At 65.1% G+C, this 16435-nt stretch carries 17 protein-coding genes; 8 read left to right on the forward strand and 9 right to left on the reverse strand.

Translation table 11 applies throughout. The annotated features are described in order from the left end of the window. Window positions 1–19 precede the first annotated feature (19 nt). Together ACIA48_RS18660 and sdhC are read right to left on the reverse strand one after the other, a co-directional pair. Window positions 20–439, reverse strand: coding sequence for a succinate dehydrogenase hydrophobic membrane anchor subunit (locus ACIA48_RS18660; protein WP_083124935.1), 420 nt, complete (start codon window positions 437–439; stop codon window positions 20–22). Between the two features lie 92 nt (window positions 440–531). Next, window positions 532–960, reverse strand: a complete 429-nt coding sequence (gene sdhC, locus ACIA48_RS18665) for a succinate dehydrogenase, cytochrome b556 subunit (RefSeq protein ID WP_396734533.1) — start codon at window positions 958–960, stop codon at window positions 532–534. Between the two features lie 242 nt (window positions 961–1202). Here sdhC and ACIA48_RS18670 point away from each other — a divergent pair, with 242 nt between their 5' ends. Genes ACIA48_RS18670 through ACIA48_RS18685 form a run of 4 tightly spaced genes read left to right on the forward strand, consistent with a single transcriptional unit; the run spans window position 1203 to window position 4429 of the window. Next, window positions 1203–1625, forward strand: coding sequence for a cytidine deaminase (locus ACIA48_RS18670; protein ID WP_396734536.1), 423 nt, complete (start codon window positions 1203–1205; stop codon window positions 1623–1625). Between the two features lie 7 nt (window positions 1626–1632). Next, entirely contained in the window at window positions 1633–2946 is a 1314-nt protein-coding gene (locus ACIA48_RS18675) for a thymidine phosphorylase (RefSeq protein WP_396735090.1), read from the forward strand. Between the two features lies 1 nt (window position 2947). Then, window positions 2948–4060: an adenosine deaminase gene (locus tag ACIA48_RS18680; protein ID WP_396734539.1), complete on the forward strand. Its 1113-nt coding sequence runs from the start codon at window positions 2948–2950 to the stop codon at window positions 4058–4060. 21 nt (window positions 4061–4081) lie between these two features. After that, window positions 4082–4429, forward strand: coding sequence for a VOC family protein (locus tag ACIA48_RS18685; protein WP_396734542.1), 348 nt, complete (start codon window positions 4082–4084; stop codon window positions 4427–4429). Window positions 4430–4431: 2 nt separating this feature from the next. Here the strand turns inward: ACIA48_RS18685 and ACIA48_RS18690 are convergent, their stop codons facing one another. Next, the gene (locus tag ACIA48_RS18690) at window positions 4432–5691 is read right to left on the reverse strand and encodes a primosomal protein (protein ID WP_396734545.1); all 1260 of its coding nucleotides are present in this window, start codon (window positions 5689–5691) and stop codon (window positions 4432–4434) included. Window positions 5692–5843: 152 nt separating this feature from the next. On the opposite strand from ACIA48_RS18690, the gene ACIA48_RS18695 reads away from it, so the two are divergent. Next, window positions 5844–7223 (forward strand): hypothetical protein, encoded by a 1380-nt coding sequence (locus ACIA48_RS18695; RefSeq protein ID WP_396734548.1) that lies wholly within the window; start codon window positions 5844–5846, stop codon window positions 7221–7223. A 181-nt stretch (window positions 7224–7404) separates the two neighbouring features. On the opposite strand, the gene ACIA48_RS18700 is transcribed toward ACIA48_RS18695, so the two are convergent. The 3 genes from ACIA48_RS18700 to ACIA48_RS18710 all read right to left on the reverse strand — a co-directional run bounded on the left by ACIA48_RS18700 (window position 7405) and on the right by ACIA48_RS18710 (window position 10113). After that, on the reverse strand, window positions 7405–8373 hold the full coding sequence (locus ACIA48_RS18700) for a cupin-like domain-containing protein (RefSeq protein WP_396734550.1): 969 nt from the start codon (window positions 8371–8373) through the stop codon (window positions 7405–7407). 358 nt (window positions 8374–8731) lie between these two features. Next, on the reverse strand, window positions 8732–9814 hold the full coding sequence (locus ACIA48_RS18705) for a C40 family peptidase (RefSeq protein ID WP_396734552.1): 1083 nt from the start codon (window positions 9812–9814) through the stop codon (window positions 8732–8734). Between the two features lie 2 nt (window positions 9815–9816). Next, a complete protein-coding gene (locus tag ACIA48_RS18710; RefSeq protein ID WP_396734554.1) occupies window positions 9817–10113 on the reverse strand; it encodes a hypothetical protein in 297 nt (98 codons plus the stop codon). A gap of 49 nt (window positions 10114–10162) precedes the next feature. On the opposite strand from ACIA48_RS18710, the gene upp reads away from it, so the two are divergent. After that, window positions 10163–10786, forward strand: coding sequence for a uracil phosphoribosyltransferase (gene upp, locus ACIA48_RS18715; RefSeq protein ID WP_396734556.1), 624 nt, complete (start codon window positions 10163–10165; stop codon window positions 10784–10786). A gap of 671 nt (window positions 10787–11457) precedes the next feature. Beyond that, window positions 11458–12336, forward strand: coding sequence for an FAD-dependent oxidoreductase (locus ACIA48_RS18720; protein ID WP_396734557.1), 879 nt, complete (start codon window positions 11458–11460; stop codon window positions 12334–12336). 15 nt (window positions 12337–12351) lie between these two features. Here the strand turns inward: ACIA48_RS18720 and ACIA48_RS18725 are convergent, their stop codons facing one another. Beyond that, window positions 12352–13992: a phospho-sugar mutase gene (locus ACIA48_RS18725; protein ID WP_396734559.1), complete on the reverse strand. Its 1641-nt coding sequence runs from the start codon at window positions 13990–13992 to the stop codon at window positions 12352–12354. Window positions 13993–14021: 29 nt separating this feature from the next. Next, window positions 14022–14468 (reverse strand): MarR family winged helix-turn-helix transcriptional regulator, encoded by a 447-nt coding sequence (locus tag ACIA48_RS18730; RefSeq protein ID WP_396734561.1) that lies wholly within the window; start codon window positions 14466–14468, stop codon window positions 14022–14024. Window positions 14469–14556: 88 nt separating this feature from the next. On the opposite strand from ACIA48_RS18730, the gene ACIA48_RS18735 reads away from it, so the two are divergent. Then, complete coding sequence (locus ACIA48_RS18735; protein WP_396734564.1) at window positions 14557–15675, forward strand: AbrB family transcriptional regulator; 1119 nt, start codon at window positions 14557–14559, stop codon at window positions 15673–15675. On the opposite strand, the gene ACIA48_RS18740 is transcribed toward ACIA48_RS18735, so the two are convergent. Further along, window positions 15621–16415 carry a purine-nucleoside phosphorylase gene (locus ACIA48_RS18740; protein WP_396734567.1) on the reverse strand — a complete coding sequence of 265 codons (795 nt, stop codon included), beginning with the start codon at window positions 16413–16415 and terminating at the stop codon, window positions 15621–15623. The two genes, ACIA48_RS18735 and ACIA48_RS18740, sit on opposite strands and share 55 nt — an antisense overlap. Between the last annotated feature and the right edge of the window lie 20 nt (window positions 16416–16435).

The following is a 16435-nucleotide window of genomic DNA, read 5'->3' on the forward strand; positions in this document are numbered from 1 at the left end:
ATGAGCTCCCCGTAACAGGTCATGCGATGCTCGCGTCGAAGGTGACGAGCACGTAGCTGCCCAACACCAGGGTGAAGCCGGTTGCCAACAACAGCAGCGAGTTCAGATAGAACTTCGTGGTGTTCTTGCGGGCGTAATCGCCGATGATCGTGCGCATGCCGTTCGCGCCGTGAATCATGGCCAGCCACAGCAGCGCCATGTCCCAGATCTGCCAGAACGGCGATGCCCAGCGCTGCGCGACGTAGTTGAAGTCGATGCGGTACACCCCGCCGTCCCAGATCAGCATGATGAACAGGTGGCCGAGCGCCAGAAACACCAGGGCTACGCCTGAGAAGCGCATGAACAGCCACGCGTACTTCTCGAAGTAGGGGATGCCCCTCGGGCGCCGTGGCGCGCGAGGATGGTCCAGGCTCGCCGGGCGGTCGTACTCCTTCTCCATCACCGGGGCGATCCGGCCCTCCTTGTGATGCGGCGTCCAAGTGCCTCCCGCCGCCCCGCCCGGCGCTCCCGTGGGCCCGCCTTCTGCCGCGCTCACAGGAACCGCTCCACCATGTGCATTCCGATCATGCCGAGTGCGGGAATGAACACCGCGAGGAAGATACCGATGACGACCCACAGCATCTGCTTCTGATACTTGGGGCCCTTCGCCCAGAAATCGATGAGGATCACCCGGATGCCGTTGAGGGCGTGGTAGAGGACTGCGACCACGAGGCCGATCTCCATCAGCCCGACGATCGGCGACTTGTACGTCTCGATGACCTCGTTGTAGGCCTGCGGGCTGACCCGCACGAGCGCGGTGTCGAGCACGTGGACGAACAGGAAGAAGAAGATGGTGGCACCGGTGATGCGGTGCAGCACCCAGGACCACATCCCGGGGTCACCGCGATAGAGGGTGCGTCTGCGTGACGGTTCAGGGCGCGGAGCAGGTACCGCTGTGCTCGCGGGTGTCGCAGTACTCATCTGGCCTCCAACGCCTTCGGTGGAAGCTTGGGCTCGGAGCCGCCACGGCGGCGGACGCTGGCCGTGGCTGTGAACCGCAGCCCAAACCTCGGGGCGACTCTAAACCCACTTGTACTCCCTAACGAACTACCGTTTAGCCGTCGGTGCACGTAAAACGGGAAAAGTTAGGGTTACCTTGGTCACTGACCCGCCGCGGGGCTGGAGCGTCGGAATCCATTCAGAGTCGGCCCGGAGGGATTGACATGACATCCGATATCGACTGGAAAATGCTGCGGCACAAGGCGACTGAAGCAGCTGGCCACGCCTATGCGCCGTATTCGGGCTTCTCCGTCGGGGCGGCGGCGCTGGTCGACGATCACCGGATGGTGTCGGGCTGCAATGTGGAGAATGTCTCATATGGCCTAGGTCTCTGTGCCGAGTGTTCAGTGGTCTGCGCCCTGCATTCCGGCGGTGGTGGCAGGCTCATCGCGCTGGCGTGTGTGGACCGTGCCGGGGAGGTGCTGATGCCGTGCGGTCGGTGCAGGCAGGTGCTGTTGGAGCATGGCGGGCCCGAAATGCTGATCGACCATCCGATGGGGCCGCGGCCGCTGGGCGACTTGCTGCCCGACGCGTTCGGGCCGCACGACCTGGCCCGTCGTGAGGGGCCGCAGGAAGAAGTACCGTAATCCGGTGATGCAGTTCACATTCGACGCGCCGACAATCATCAGAACCAAGCGCGACGGCGGCGTCCTCTCCGATGCGGCGATCGACTGGGTGATCGACGCCTACACCCATGGCAAGGTGGCCGACGCGCAAATGTCGGCTCTACTGATGGCGATCTTCCTGCGCGGCATGACGCGGTCCGAGATCGCCCGCTGGACAGCGGCGATGGTCGCCTCCGGTGAGCGCATGGACTTTACAGATCTGCGCCGCGATGGAAAGCCATTGGCGTTGGTGGACAAGCATTCCACCGGAGGTGTGGGTGACAAGGTCACCATCCCGCTGGTGCCCGTCGTGATGGCCTGCGGCGGTGCGGTGCCGCAGGCGGCAGGACGCGGGCTCGGTCACACCGGCGGCACGTTGGACAAATTGGAGTCGATCCCCGGGTTCACCCCTGAGTTGTCGAAAGCCCAGATTCGCCAACAGCTTTGCGACATCGGCGCGGCCATCTTCGCTGCCGGGGAGCTGGCGCCGGCAGACCGCAAGATCTACGCGCTGCGCGATGTCACTGGCACCACCGAATCACTGCCGCTGATCGCGAGTTCGGTGATGAGCAAGAAGATCGCCGAGGGCGCCACGTCGCTGGTACTCGATTGCAAGGTGGGCTCCGGCGCGTTCCTCAATACCGAGGAGGAGTGCCGCGAACTGGCCCACACGTTGGTCGAGCTCGGCACCGAAGCCGGGTTGGTGACACGTGTGCTCCTGACCGACATGTCGACACCGCTCGGGCGTGCGGTGGGCAACGCGATCGAGGTCGCCGAATCTCTGGAGGTGCTGGCCGGTGGCGGTCCGCCGGATGTGGTGGAGCTGACGCTGGCGCTGGCCAACGAGATGCTCGACGCCGCCGGCCTCGACGGCGCTGATCCGGCTCAGACGTTGCAGGACGGCACCGCCATGGACCGATTTCGTGCACTCGTCACCGCACAGGGCGGTGATCTCGGAGTCCTGTCCGCCGACGGGTTCCCGGTCGCGCACGCAGAGACCATCACGGCCCCGCGTGGTGGCACGATGGAAAGCATCGACGCGATGGCGGTTGGTCTTGCGGTGTGGCGGCTCGGCGCGGGCCGCTCCGTCCCCGGTGAGCGCGTGCAGTCCGGTGCGGGTCTGCGGATCCACCGCAGACCCGGCGAGCCTGTCGCCGCTGGTGAGCCGATCTTCACGCTGTACACCGAAACACCGGAGCGTTTCGAGGCCGCGATCGCCGAGCTGGACGGCGGCTGGCGCGTCGGAGACCAGGCGCCGCCCGAGCGCCCGCTGATCATCGATCGGATCACGAGCGGAGACTGACATGGCTGCATTGACGTTGGAGTCGATCCGGCAGGCGCCCAAGGCGCTGCTGCACGACCATCTCGACGGTGGCCTGCGACCGGCCACCGTGCTCGAACTGGCCGAGGCGAACGGCTACGACGGGCTGCCGACGACAGATGTCGAAGAACTCGCGGCGTACTTCCGCAGCGCCGCCCACCAGGCGTTCGCCAACGCAGATCCGGACACCAAGTCCCTGATGCGCTACCTGGAGCCGTTCACCCACACCGTCGGCGTCATGCAGACGCCGGAGGCCATGTATCGGGTGGCGCTCGAGTGCGTCGAAGACCTTGCCGACGACAACGTGGTGTACGCCGAGGTCCGCTTCGCGCCCGAGCTGCACATCGACTCCGGCCTGTCGCTGGACGCCGTCGTCGACGCTGTGCTGGCCGGCTTCGCCGACGGCGAGAAGGCCGCCGGCGCCGAGGGCCGCCCCATCGTGGTCCGAACCCTGGTCACGGCGATGCGCACCCAGGCGCGGTCCCTGGAGATCGCCGAGCTGGCGATCCGCTTCCGCGACAGGGGCGTCGTCGGATTCGATATCGCGGGCGCAGAGGCCGGCTACCCGCCCACCCGGCATCTGGACGCATTCGAGTGCATGCGAGACAACAATGGCCGCTTCACAATTCACGCAGGCGAGGCCTTCGGTCTGCCGTCCATTCACGAGGCCATCGCGTTCTGCGGCGCCGACCGGCTCGGACACGGCGTGCGGATCGTCGACGACATCAAGGTCAGCGAGGACGGCGAGGCGAAGCTGGGCCGACTGGCAGCACTGTTGCGGGACAAGCGGATTCCGTTCGAGATGTGCCCGAGCAGCAACGTGCAGACCGGTGCAGTCGGTAGCATCGCCGAGCATCCGTTCGATCTGCTGGCGCGGCTACGGTTTCGCGTCACCGTCAACACCGACAACCGGCTGATCAGCGACACCACGATGAGCCAGGAGATGCTGCGCCTAGTCGAGACGTTCGGTTACGGGTGGAGTGACCTGCAGCGATTCACCATCAACGCGATGAAGTCCGCGTTCATCTCCTTCGATGAGCGGCTGTCCATCATCGACGACGTGATCAAGCCACGTTTCGCGGTTCTGATCGGCTGAGGATCTGCGTACGGTGTAGACGTGATCACGGGTGCCCACGTCATCGTGTACAGCCAGGACGCCGACGCGGACCGGGCGTTTTTCCGCGACGTTCTGGAGTACCCGCACGTCGACGCCGGAGGTGGCTGGCTGATCTTCAGGCTGCCGCCCTCGGAGGTTGCAGTGCATCCCGCCGAGGGCGCCGGATCACACGAGTTGTACTTGATGTGCGACGACGTCAACGCGACCATCGATGAGCTGAGTGCCAAGGGCGTGTCGTGCGGCCCCGTCTGCGACGAAGGCTGGGGCCTGCTGACCAGCATCAGGCTTCCCGGTGGAGGAGAACTCGGCCTGTACGAGCCCCGGCATCCGAAAGCGACGGAGCTGTAAACCTATTCGGCGCGCAACCGGGATTCGAGGAACGTTTCCAGCGACTCCCACTGCTCGACCGCCTTGGCGTACGGGGGTGTCGGCTTGCGGACGTTCTCGGGATCAAGCACGTACGAGACGATCTTGCCCAGCGGCTGATCGGCGTCGAGCGACTCCTCGACCACTGTGTCCTCGGCGTATTCGCCGACGTCCCTGAGCAATTCGACAGCGAGGTCCAGCTGGTCGCGGTCGATGGCGTCGGGTCCTTCGGCGAGATAGTCGACGATCTCGGTCAGCACGTAGACATTCTCGTCAGAGACGTTCACTCGCAGCGACCCGTCATTGGCGGCCGTGCGGATGTCGTCGTACGTCGCCAGGTTGGAGATGTCGTGGTCGTGCTCGTCGGCCAGGTACCGTGCCAGCGCACGTTCGGATCCGAACACGCTGATGCGGCCGTTGCGTCCGAGGAAAACCGGCTGATCGTCGAGGTAGCACCGCAGGGTGTAGTACGTACCGCCGGTGGTCATGATCCGAACCGGGTCGATGCCGACCTTGACCCAGAAATCGTCGTCGCTGCCGAGCACGGCGCCGTCGGCATGATCTTCGAGTTGGTCGGTCTCCTCGACGTCGGCATCGTCGCTGGTCTCCTCGACCTCCTCGACAACCTCCTCCTCGATCTCGGGAGCGTCTTCGGCCAGCTCGTCGGCGGCCTTCTTCGACGCGGCCGTGTCGACATCGGGGGTGCTGACCAGCTCGTCGATGGCGTCGACGACGTTGTCCCAGCTGCGACCGATTGCCGATTCGATCTCGCTCCACCGCTTGCGGCCGACGCGGCCTGAGAAGGCGTCAACTCCGCCGCCCAGCTGGCTGAGCCCAGGGTTGCCGTTGAAGAACTTGCTGATTGCCGGGAGTTCGCACACCGATCCGATGGACGAGACGATGGCCAGCGAACGATGCAGCTGCGTCACCGTCTCCTCGCTGGGCTTCTCGGCGGCCAGCTCGGGCACACCGACGACGTCATACTGCCGCTCCTCGGCGGGGTCCAGCCGGTGCGCGTTGGCTTCGGTCAGCTTTTCCCAGGCGGGATGGTCCGTCAGGTCGTTGTCCTTGTTGGTCCGCACGAACGCGACCAGGTCGGCGACCGTCTCGAAGGCAAAAAGGTCTTCGTCCTTCCCGAGAAACGCCTCCCATTCGTCGCCCTCGTCGCGCCACCGCGGCGCCCATAACGTGTAGAGGTCGCCCTTGGTCAGCCCAAGCCGGATCGGCACGATGTCAGCAGCCATGGCGCACACAATAGCCACCGCGGTTGAGGACGAGTTCGACGAGCGTCCATCGGCGTCGCCCTGGCCCTCCCTCCGACCGCGGCGCGGTAGCTCTATCTGGGCTTCAAGTTTTTGACGAGAATCCCTCAAGCCGGTGCACCGAGTCTGACCTCATGCCTGCCGCGCTCCTCACCAGGCCGGACATCGACACTGCCGCTGCGCCGGTCGGTGTGGGCATGGCGCCACGATTATCGCCACTCCGGCGAGTCCTCAAGCACCCGCGTGTCATGCACTACAACCGGCTCGTCGCGTTGGTGATGACGATCAATGTGGCATGGGGGGTCTTCGGTGCCACCGAGTTGCACTGGTGGACCGGCACCGACGGCTCTGACCTGGGCGCCGTCGCGCTTGCGGCGCAGACGAATCTCGCCGCCGCTGTGGTGTTTCGGCAGCAGTACATCCTCAATGGGTTGGCGTGGCTGGTGACCAGGCCCCCGACGTCCTGGCCGTTGCGGGTGCGCTGGACGCTGGGAAAGTACTACCACCTCGGTGGGCTGCACGTCGGCTCCGCCGTCGCCGGGACACTCTGGTATCTGGTCCTCGTCGCGTCGATGATCCGCGACGCCCTCGCTGGTGTCGGCCAGGCATCCCAGACGCACATGATCTTCGGGATCACAATCGCCACGACCTTCACAGTCATGGTCGTGATGGCACTGCCCCGTCTGCGGGCTGCACAGCACGACCGTTTCGAGGTGACCCATCGATTCTGCGGCTGGGCGGCGCTGGTGCTGGTGTGGACCAACACCCTGCTGTTCGTCAACGCAGGCCGCGGTGATCAGTCGTTGGGTTCGGCGCTGCTGGGTGAGCCGTCCTTCTGGCTCGTCGTGCTGAGCGCAGTGTTGGCCATCTGGCCGTGGCTGCTCCTGCGCCGCGTGCCGATCAGCTTCGAGCGACCGTCGTCGCACGTGGTGGTTCTGCATCTCGACCACGGCGCGGTGCCGGCCGTCGGCACCACCCGGCCGATCAGCCGTCAACCGTTCGTGGGGTGGCACCACTTCGCCAATGTGCCTGCGGCGCCGGGGGATAGCGGATACCGGATGTTGGTTTCCCGCGCCGGCGACTGGACCGCTGACGTGATCGACGCAACCCCGACACACGTATGGGTGCGCGGCATACCAGCGGTGGGAGTGGCCAACGTCCGCAAGCTCTTCACGAAGGTGGTGATCGTGGCCACCGGCAGCGGTATCGGCCCCGTGCTGGGCCACCTCCTCGATACGACCGTGCCGTCGCGGCTGGTATGGGTGACGAGGAATCCGCGCCGCACGTACGGAGACGCGTTCGTCGACGAAATCGAGGCAGCCCAACCCGATGCGTTGATCTGGGACACCGGCGCGCAAGGTAAGCCCGACATGCTGCAGCTGGCCTACGCCGCGTACGTCGAATCTGGCGCGGAGGCGGTCATCTGTGTGTCCAACCGCACCGTCACCTGGCAGGTCGTGCACGGCCTCGAGGAGCGTGGGATACCGGCGTTCGGCCCGATCTGGGATTCGTGAGATCACCTCAGGGGTGGTCGCAGGAAGCCCTGAAAACCCTTTTCCGCGTCACCTATTCGGATTAGGAGACAAACGCATGTGATCACCCGCCGTGGATCGAGAGGGTGCCAATCCGCTTAGCACTGCGGCTAAACTACCGCCCAGCATGAGCGGAGCGTGCCTCAAGCCGGTGAGAAGCGTTTCAATGCTCGCGGCGTGAGAACTTGCTCGATACCAGTTGATACAGCTGCCGACCGGTCGACGGCGGGCTGAACAGCCGCTCGTTTTGCGGTCGGTTCATTGCCTGTGCAACGAAGTCACGCGCGAGCAACGCCCAGACTTTAGGGCTGCGCATCCGCATCATCACTTGCAAATCGTATCGGGGTGTGAGCAGATCGCCGTGCCAACAGCTTAGCGATATTGAGCTCTCGGACGAGGCGAAATAATGCCACCAAGCACGCGGGAGATAAAGCATGTCGCCGGGTTCGAGCGTGGCCTGCATCAGCTTGGCGCGCGCGAATCGCGGATGCGCCTTGAGGTCGGGATGCTCCGGCGCGACCTGGCTCTTGCTGTGTGAATCCGGGAAGAGATGCAGGTTATAAACCTCTTCGGGCGCAGCGAGAATTGCGAGCTTGGTTCCGTGTACTTGCGCGAACAGGTTGTCGACATTGTCGTAGTGCATGCCCGAGCGCGTGCTTGTGCCCATCCAAAATGCCACCTCAATGACGTTGGCCGGTGCAAGCGATGCGAAATCGAAATCGTGCTCGAGACCCGGCAGGTCGCCGATCGGGGCCTGACCGATGTAGCAGCGGTCTCCGCTATCCATGAGTTCTGCGAACTCACGCATCGTCATCGATTTGCGGAACTCCTCCGCGCGGTTGTTATAGGGCACCTCGGTATCCGGCAGTCCAACACTAGGCGTGACTTCAACATCGCCAACGATCTCCGCCAGATATGCCGGAGTCCATTTATTGACCGCCTTCCAGTCGGCAGCGGCGCCCTGCAGGACAAGCGGACGCCGTTCGTGGCGATGCAATTCCAAGGCAGCAGGGATATCTGCGCCGCTTACGCGCGGAATGTCGGCCCGTGTCGGTCCTTCGCTGTGTTGGACCAACTGTGGCTGCATTTTTTGCCCCCCCGCGATGGATTCCGCTCGACGTTCCCAGCTCATCGAACACTAGCGCAATTCATTCCGACGAGAGGAGCGTCCGGAAATGCAACTACAGATTCCAGAGCTGTCGTGAATACCAGCACGTGATCTCTGCCAGCATGGTCGAATCTCGGCCATCAGGAAGCTGGCTGTATCCGAATGCCGGGCGCCATTCCCCAATTTCGCATCTCGCATCGAGGACTCGGTCGTGTCTTGCGATGCTCTGATCCTCAGGCCAACAACGGTGTTCTGCGTCGCAATCGTTCCAGAGGTGCCATTGCGGTTAGTTCCGCGCGTATCGGGTCACTGCCCTAAATCGCGCAACTCACTGGACGTGGAGGACAAATGGCATGGGTCGGGAGAGATCACACCCCGTCGTTTAGGCCGTAGGGCGCCAGAAGCCCTGAAAACCCTGTCCCGCGTTATCCGTTCGGACAGGCGACAACCGCACCGGATCGCCCGCCTCGATCATGGTGCCGTTTCCGACGACCATCGCGACGTGGCCGTCCCACACAGCGAGGTCGCCGGGCCGCAGGCTCCCTGCCGACACGGGTGCACCGACGTCCTGCTCCTGAGCCAGCCGCGGAAGATTCAGTCCCGCTTCGGAATACGCCCACTGAGTGAGTCCGCTGCAGTCCAGGCCGATTCCGGGTGTCGTGCCACCCCAGTCGTAGGGCACGCCCAGCTGCGTGAGGGCATTGCGGACAGCATTGGCGGCCATCGTATTTGGGGCTGTAGCGCTGCTGCCGTCGGGGAGCCGGATGGCAACACCGTCTCCAAAGACGCCTGCTTCCGGGAATGATCCCGGCGTATCCGGCTTGAACAATGCCGCCAGGTCGCCGAACCCCGAACCCGACGTTCCGTTCGGCATGGGACCCATCGGTGCGCCGCCGCCCATACCCGAACCCATCGACGGCAGCGCCGACCCGATCCCGTCCGGCGTCGTTGATGCCGCAGCCGGGGCCGAGGGCTGAGCGAGCGCGACGGTGTGCCCCTCCAACTCGGACTCGAGCTCCTTGACGACTGCGACTGCCTCGGCGAGTGAACGTTGCGCCTCGGCCCGCAGCGCCGCGGCGGTCTCCGGCGAGTCCAAGAACGGCTCCAGTGCCGCAGCGCGGGATTCGAAGTCGTTGACGATGGCGCGCAGCCGCTGATGGGCGCGCGCCACCGCCGCCCCGGCGGCGCTTGCCGCCATGTTCATGCGGTCGGCTTGGTCGGCCAGGTTGTCGATGGCCTGCCGCGTCCTTGCCATGAACGCTGCAGCCCCATCGGCACCCGTCCCGGTCCATTCGGTCCGGCGCCATGACCGGATGGTCGCCGCCGACACGTCGGAAAGCGCGTCGCGGGCATTGGCCAGCGCCACTGCGGGGTCGGCGGCAGAACCCGCGGACCATCCGGGGCCGACCATCGACTGCACCGCCCGCAGTGGTGCCGCCAGAGCACTGACTAAAGCGCCGGTCACTGTCAAACGTCCGCGATGCGCGAGCTCGCCTCGCCGTCGGCCGAGTCATACGCCGATGCAACGGCATACGCGGTGTCATCGGACATCCAGAGACGCTCGCTGAGTGCGGCCACCGCGCGGGATCCGTCGGCCACGGCTTCGGTCAGCGCGGACAGGAAGCCGGCACCAACGGGGCCGAGAGACGATCCGGCCGCCGAGAGAGGTAGTGACGACAACGCGGCGGCAATGGCCGCGAGGTCGTCGGCATGCGCCGAATTGGCGGATCCCAGCGCACGGATTGCATCGGTATCGGCGAACATGCGCTTAGGACGACCTCCGGGCCTCACCGGTTCCATTAATGTGCGGCCCATGGACGTGCGCGTCATCGATCATCCGCTGGCCGCGGCGAGGCTGACCACGCTGCGCGACGTCGCCACCGATAACGCGGCCTTCCGCGCAGCGCTTCGTGACCTCACCCTGATGCTCGTCTACGAGGCCACCCGTGACTCCGCCACCGCCACCTTGACGGTGAGGACCCCGCTCGCCGAGACCACCGGACACCGACTGGCCAATCCGCCGCTGCTTGTCCCCGTCCTGCGCGCCGGCCTTGGCATGGTCGACCAGGCGCACGCGTTGATTCCGGAGGCGCGGGTCGGGTTCGTCGGTGTCGCCCGCGACGAGGAAACGCGCCAGCCCACCCCGTATTTGGAGTCGTTGCCTGACGATCTGAGCAGTCAACCCGTCTTCGTGTTGGACCCGATGTTGGCCACCGGCGGTTCGATGGCCCACACGATCGGCCTGCTACAAGCCCGCAGTGTCGTCGACGTAACGGCGATCTGCGTCGTCGTCGCCCCGGAAGGCCTCGCAGCCCTGGAAGCTGTCGCGCCGAATCTGCGCTTGTTCACCGCGACCATCGACGACGGACTCAACGACATCGCCTATATCGTTCCCGGGCTCGGTGACGCGGGTGACCGGCAGTTCGGGCCGCGCTAGCTGCCCCGCCTTGGGTAGCCAACATCTGGAAATTAGCGGAAGTTCGTTAACCTCGCCGCAAAATAGTTGGCTGTGAGGGCATACCTTCCCAAAAATGGGACGTTCAACCCACGCCGTACCTTTTGGAATGTCGGTGCCGATTTGGATTTGCTAAAACCTCAACCTTGCGTTGATTCAGCTGGATCCACCGGCCCGTCGTCGCGGTGAATCTGAGTTTGCGTGACCGGCGTTGGGCCCAAGGCTGGCTAATTCCTGCGTCAGGCGTCCGCGGCCATTTCGCGTGGTCAAAACGATACCGCGAGTGACGAATAGCAATATTCACATGCGTAAATTCGAGGTTGCCACGTGTTTTCGCCACGCATCGCGTTTGCATCGATTTCTTATCCACTTTAGCGTGGGCGGTGACATGAGGTGCTACGGACGTAGCCGAGGCCCACGCGGCCAGTCGAGTTGAGTTCGTCACAGCGCGCTGCGACGAGACTGGCTAAGTGTTAGCCTCCGCGCATACCGATTAATTGTCTGAACCGCGGATTTTCGGCAGGAATCGAGAAGCGGCAACGGCGTAGCCAGGTACTAACTAAATTTGTAGGGGAAGCGTTGCTGAATTTGCACAGGCAGGCCGAGTTCGCAACCCGTGTGGGCTCGCCGCGCGACCGAGTGGCGGTCGCGACGTGAGCGCCGCGATCGAGGCGACGACCATGTTCAACAGTGAGCTCGTCGATATCGTCTGCATCGGAACGGGCAGCATGGGCCTGGCCGCCGCTATCTCATCGGCCGATTCCGGACTGTCTGTCTTTGTCGCCGAGCCCCGTCGACGGCCACCGCAGATCGGATCGCTCGCCGAATCCGCCGAGGCCTGGGCCGCCCAGTTGCAGCGGTATTGGGGCGCCGATGAGCTCGACGGGCCGACGACCGCATACCTCCGCGAGATGACGTCCGACCTGGGTACAACACGCCGTTCCCATGCGAACGGCCAGCTGTTCACCGCTGCTGTCGAATCCTTCGGAGATATAGAGGTCGACCGGCGTGCGGCCGTGCCACCGTTTTACGGCAACGAGATGGCGAACTGGGCGCGCGACTGCCTGACCTCGCCGTACGGCATGGTGTTCAGCAAGCTGTCCCCGTTGGCGATGTCTGAATTGCGATTGCAGGACGGCAGGCCGATCAGGGCGCGCGTCGTCGCGGACATTCCGTCTGCTCGACGATCCGGGCTGACACTGCGCCAGTGGCTTCGGGAAATGGCCAAAGAGCGTGGCGTAAAGATCCACGGGTCCAGTGCAATTCAGCGTCTGCTCTTCAATGACGGCCAACCTGTCGGCGCGGTGATCGACACGCCCAGCGGTGTCCGTCACGTGCGAGCACGCCAGGCCGTGCTGCTCGGAACCAGCAACTCGCTCGCCGACGATCTGCTCGGCATGCACCCGGCGTCGGTGCTGCGCGAAGGCAGGCTGTCTCTGGTGAGCAGGAACGCTAGTCGGTTCGCCCGATTGGAGCTGCTGACCACCGCCGAGGGTATGAACCTCTGCGCGCCTCAGAGCCAGTTGGCGTGAGCCGACGGGTGGGGGTCACCACCTCTGCGCGTCGCGCTTGAGCTCCGCCGCCAACTTATCGGCGCGTACTCGCGCCTGACTCAGATCGCGTACGTCGGCGCAGCGAACCTCGATGTAGCACTTGACTTTTGGCTCTGTTCCCGATGGCCGCACGACAACGCGGATCGTGGTTTGTCCGTCGCCGCCCAATAGGACCACCGCGTCTGTGCGCAGAGGCCCCGTCTCGTCTTCGAGGTCCCTCAGGGTCACGTCGAACCCTGCGAGTGTGTCCGGTGGCTCCGTGCGTAGCCGCTTCATCATCGCCTCGGCCTCACGGGTATCCGCAACCTGCCGGGACACCGCGGCCGTCGTGTGCACGCCGTGGCGGCGGGCCAAATCGTCGAGCGCGTCGAGCAGCGTGTAGCCGCGACGACGGAGTGCGACCGCCAGATCGCACACCAGCACCGCGGCGCTGATTCCGTCCTTGTCGCGTACGGATGCCGGATCGACACAATGTCCGATCGCTTCTTCGTACGCATAGACCAGGGTGCAGGCCGGCAGGTCGAGGTCGGCTCGCGCTAGCCATTTGAAGCCCGTCAACGTCTCCACGTGGCATGCGCCGTGCTCGGCGGCGATGGCCGCAAGCATCCGCGAGGACACCACCGAGTTGGCGACGACGGTCGCCGCCATGACAGGGCCAGGCTCGACTTGGGACAGGATGTAATCGCCAAGTAGCCAACCGGTTTCGTCGCCCGAGAGCATTCGCCAGCCGTCGGGGGTCGGCACGCCGACCGCGCAACGGTCCGCATCGGGATCCAGCGCGAGCGCGATGTCGGCCTCGACGTCGGCGGCCAGCTTCAGCAGGGCATCTGCGGCGCCTGGTTCTTCCGGGTTCGGTAGCGCCACCGTCGGGAAGTCTGGATCAGGAGCGAACTGGCTGTCGACGACGTGCACCTCATCGAAGCCGGCGCGAACCATGGCGTCGAGAACGAATTCCCCGCCGACGCCGTGCATCGGCGTGAGCGCGACCCGTACCGATCCGTGCGTGTGTCGCACCTGGGCCGCGCGTTCGACGTAACGCTGGACGACGTCGACGCCGGACGGGGTGACCGCCTGCCGGGGAATCTCGTCGGCGTGCGGGGCGTCGGCCATCGCCTGCTCGATCTCCTGGTCGACCGGCGGCACGATCGGGAATCCGTCATCGAAATAGACCTTGTAGCCGTTGTCCGTCGGCGGATTGTGCGACGCCGTGATCTGGATACCCGCTACCGCACCGCCGTGGCGCACGGCAAACGCGACAATCGGCGTGGGCACCGCGGTGAACATCAACTTTGTGGAAAACCCCTGAGCGGCAATCACTTCAGCGGCGGCCAGGGCGAACTCGTCGGATCCGTGCCGGGCGTCGCGACCGATCACGACCTCATGGCCTCGCATGCCGCGGTCCTTGAGCACCTTGGCGACGGCCCAGGTAACGCGCAGCACTACGGCGAGGTTCATTCCGTTCGGTCCGCCGCGCAGAGGTCCGCGCAGGCCGGCGGTTCCGAACGTCAGGGGCTGTGCAAACCTGTCGTCAAGATCAGCCTCGGAGCATTCGAGAAGTTCGGCGGCGGTCCTCGGATCGGGATCGTGGGCGATCCACTCCTGCGCGGCGGTCGAGGTCCACTCTCGCGCTGTCATTCAGTAAGTGTGCCCATTTTTGAGTCGGCTTATGTGGAGTCGGCGTATGCGAGCTTGCGCAGCACCGGCGCGACCAGCATCACCAGATCGAACTCCAGCTCCGACAGGTTGTCGCGCATCGTCGCGTGCAGCCACGCGTCACGCTCGGCGCGGTCGGCCTCGAGCAGCTCGGTGCCGGCGGTGGTGATCTCGATGAGCTGGCGTCGACGATCGATCTCGTCGGGCCGGCGCGCGATCAGCTCGCGGCCCTCCAGCGCGTTGATGCTGTCGGTCAGCGACTGCACCCGAACCTGCAACCGAGCGCTGAGCTCGGCGGGAGTGGTGACACCCGCGCGCTCGACCTCGGCGAGCAATTGCATCTGGCTGAGCGTCAGTCCGTGGTCAGGGCGGTGGCGGCGCATCTGCTGATTGACCGCGACGATCGATTCCCGCAGTTCGGTGGCCGCGGATCTGCGCGCGGGCTCAGCTTCGTCCATATACAAGTTATACCTTGGTAATTGTGGATATCTGTGGTCTGTATACGCATGTTGCACATCAAACTTAGTAAGAGGATACTTGTAATCAATGGTGATACGACAGTTGCTCAGATGGTTGCTGCTGATAGCGGTGACGGTCGGGGTGACCTATCCGCTCACCTTGGTGGGGGTCCCGTCGGCAGCGCTGTTCGCGGCGCTTGCCGTCGGTATCGGACTGGCGCTCTCGTCGCTGGCACCGAGCGGCGTGCCACGTCCCGCCGGCATCGCCGCGCAGGGTGTGCTCGGCGTCTACATCGGGACGATGGTCCAGCAGGAGGCGGTCGACGCACTCGGTCCGCACTGGCCGATCGTCATCGCCGTCGCGGTGGCCACCTTGTTGCTGAGCGTCGTGTGTGGCGCGCTGCTGTCGACGCACCGCGACGTCACTCCGCTGACGGGCTCATTGGCTCTCGTGGCGGGCGGCGCATCCGGCTTGGTCGCAATCGCCCGCGAGCTCGGTGGTGACGATCGCATCGTGTCGGTCGTGCAGTATCTGCGCGTCGCTTTGGTGACGGCGTCGATGCCGGTGGTCGTCACGCTCATCTATCATGCCGACAGGTCACGGCCAGACGCCGTCGTCACCCAATCTGACTCCGCCCCTTGGTATCTGAGCATTGGTATGCTCATCGCCCTTGTGCTGGTCGGCGCTACCGTCGGCAAGTTGATCCGGCTGCCCGGCGCAGGTCTGCTCGGGCCGCTGGCGTTGACTGTGCTTCTGGAGGTCACCGGGCTGTCCTTCGGCCTTTCGGTGCCGATGGTGCTGGTGCAGCTCGGCTACGCGCTGATCGGCTGGCAGGCCGGCCTGGCTTTCACGCGCGATTCGCTGCGTGCGGTGGGACGCATGCTGCCGACGGCGATCGCTCTCATCGTCGTGCTCAGTGTCGCGACTGCCGGGCTGGGTGTGGTGCTGGCGCACGTCGCGGGACTCACTCCGCTCGAGGGATATCTGGCCACCAGCCCCGGCGGGGTCTACGCCGTGCTGGCCACCGCCGTCGAGACGGGATCCAACGTCACGTTCATCATCGCCGCGCAGGTAGTACGGATTCTGCTGATGCTGTTCGCCGCGCCGCTGCTGGCCCGCAGCATGGTGTGGCTGAACCGGCGGCTCACCCGTCAGAGCCGGGAGATGACCCCGGCGAGCAGAGAACCCATCAGCGTCGCGGACTGACGCCCCGCCTCCAGCACCTCGTCGTGGCTCAACGGCTGACCCGTCATACCCGCGGCGAGGTTGGTCACCAGCGACACCGCCAGTACCTGCGCACCTGCGGCACGCGCCGCGATGGTTTCGTGCACGGTCGACATACCGACGAGGTCCGCACCCAATGTGCGCAGCATCCGAATCTCGGCAGGCGTCTCGTACTGGGGTCCGTTCAATCCGGCGTAGACGCCTTCGGCCAGCGCGGGGTCGATCTCACGGGCGACGGCCCGCAGCCGTGGGGAGTAGGCGTCGACCATATCAACGAAATGTGCCCCGACCAGCGGTGACCGGCCTGTCAGATTGAGGTGGTCACTGATCAGCACCGGTTGTCCGACGGCGAAATCCTCGCGCAGGCTGCCCGCGGCGTTGGTCAGCACGATCGTGCGCGCACCGGCCGCGCATGCCGCCCGTACGGGATGGACCACATGGCGGAGTTCGTGTCCTTCATAGGCGTGGATCCTGCCGACGAACACCAGCACCCGGTGGTCGCCGACCCGCAGCGACAACATCTGGCCGCCGTGTCCTTCGGCGGAAGGCGGGGTGAAGCCGGCCACCTCGGTGATCGGGACGACCGCCACCGGGTCCCCGAGTTCGTCGATGGCGGGTGCCCACCCCGATCCCAGGACAACCGCGACGTCGTGTTCGTCGACGCCAGTGCGCACGCGGATCTGTGCCGCCGACTCGGCGACAACCGCTTCCGGCGTCGTCACGCTGGGCAGCTTAGCCGTCG

The organism is Mycobacterium sp. NPDC051804, from assembly GCF_044452905.1.
In the GTDB taxonomy this organism is placed as follows: Bacteria; Actinomycetota; Actinomycetes; order Mycobacteriales; family Mycobacteriaceae; genus Mycobacterium.

Excerpts from the sequence above, each read along its gene's own strand:
- ACIA48_RS18660 (WP_083124935.1), bottom strand. The coding sequence starts at position 439 with ATGGAGAAGGAGTACGACCGCCCGGCGAGCCTGGACCATCCTCGCGCG.
- sdhC (WP_396734533.1), bottom strand. The coding sequence starts at position 960 with ATGAGTACTGCGACACCCGCGAGCACAGCGGTACCTGCTCCGCGCCCT.
- ACIA48_RS18670 (WP_396734536.1), top strand. The coding sequence starts at position 1,203 with ATGACATCCGATATCGACTGGAAAATGCTGCGGCACAAGGCGACTGAA.
- ACIA48_RS18675 (WP_396735090.1), top strand. The coding sequence starts at position 1,633 with ATGCAGTTCACATTCGACGCGCCGACAATCATCAGAACCAAGCGCGAC.
- ACIA48_RS18680 (WP_396734539.1), top strand. The coding sequence starts at position 2,948 with ATGGCTGCATTGACGTTGGAGTCGATCCGGCAGGCGCCCAAGGCGCTG.
- ACIA48_RS18690 (WP_396734545.1), bottom strand. The coding sequence starts at position 5,691 with ATGGCTGCTGACATCGTGCCGATCCGGCTTGGGCTGACCAAGGGCGAC.
- ACIA48_RS18695 (WP_396734548.1), top strand. The coding sequence starts at position 5,844 with ATGCCTGCCGCGCTCCTCACCAGGCCGGACATCGACACTGCCGCTGCG.
- ACIA48_RS18700 (WP_396734550.1), bottom strand. The coding sequence starts at position 8,373 with ATGAGCTGGGAACGTCGAGCGGAATCCATCGCGGGGGGGCAAAAAATG.
- ACIA48_RS18710 (WP_396734554.1), bottom strand. The coding sequence starts at position 10,113 with ATGTTCGCCGATACCGATGCAATCCGTGCGCTGGGATCCGCCAATTCG.
- upp (WP_396734556.1), top strand. The coding sequence starts at position 10,163 with ATGGACGTGCGCGTCATCGATCATCCGCTGGCCGCGGCGAGGCTGACC.
- ACIA48_RS18725 (WP_396734559.1), bottom strand. The coding sequence starts at position 13,992 with ATGACAGCGCGAGAGTGGACCTCGACCGCCGCGCAGGAGTGGATCGCC.
- ACIA48_RS18730 (WP_396734561.1), bottom strand. The coding sequence starts at position 14,468 with ATGGACGAAGCTGAGCCCGCGCGCAGATCCGCGGCCACCGAACTGCGG.
- ACIA48_RS18735 (WP_396734564.1), top strand. The coding sequence starts at position 14,557 with ATGGTGATACGACAGTTGCTCAGATGGTTGCTGCTGATAGCGGTGACG.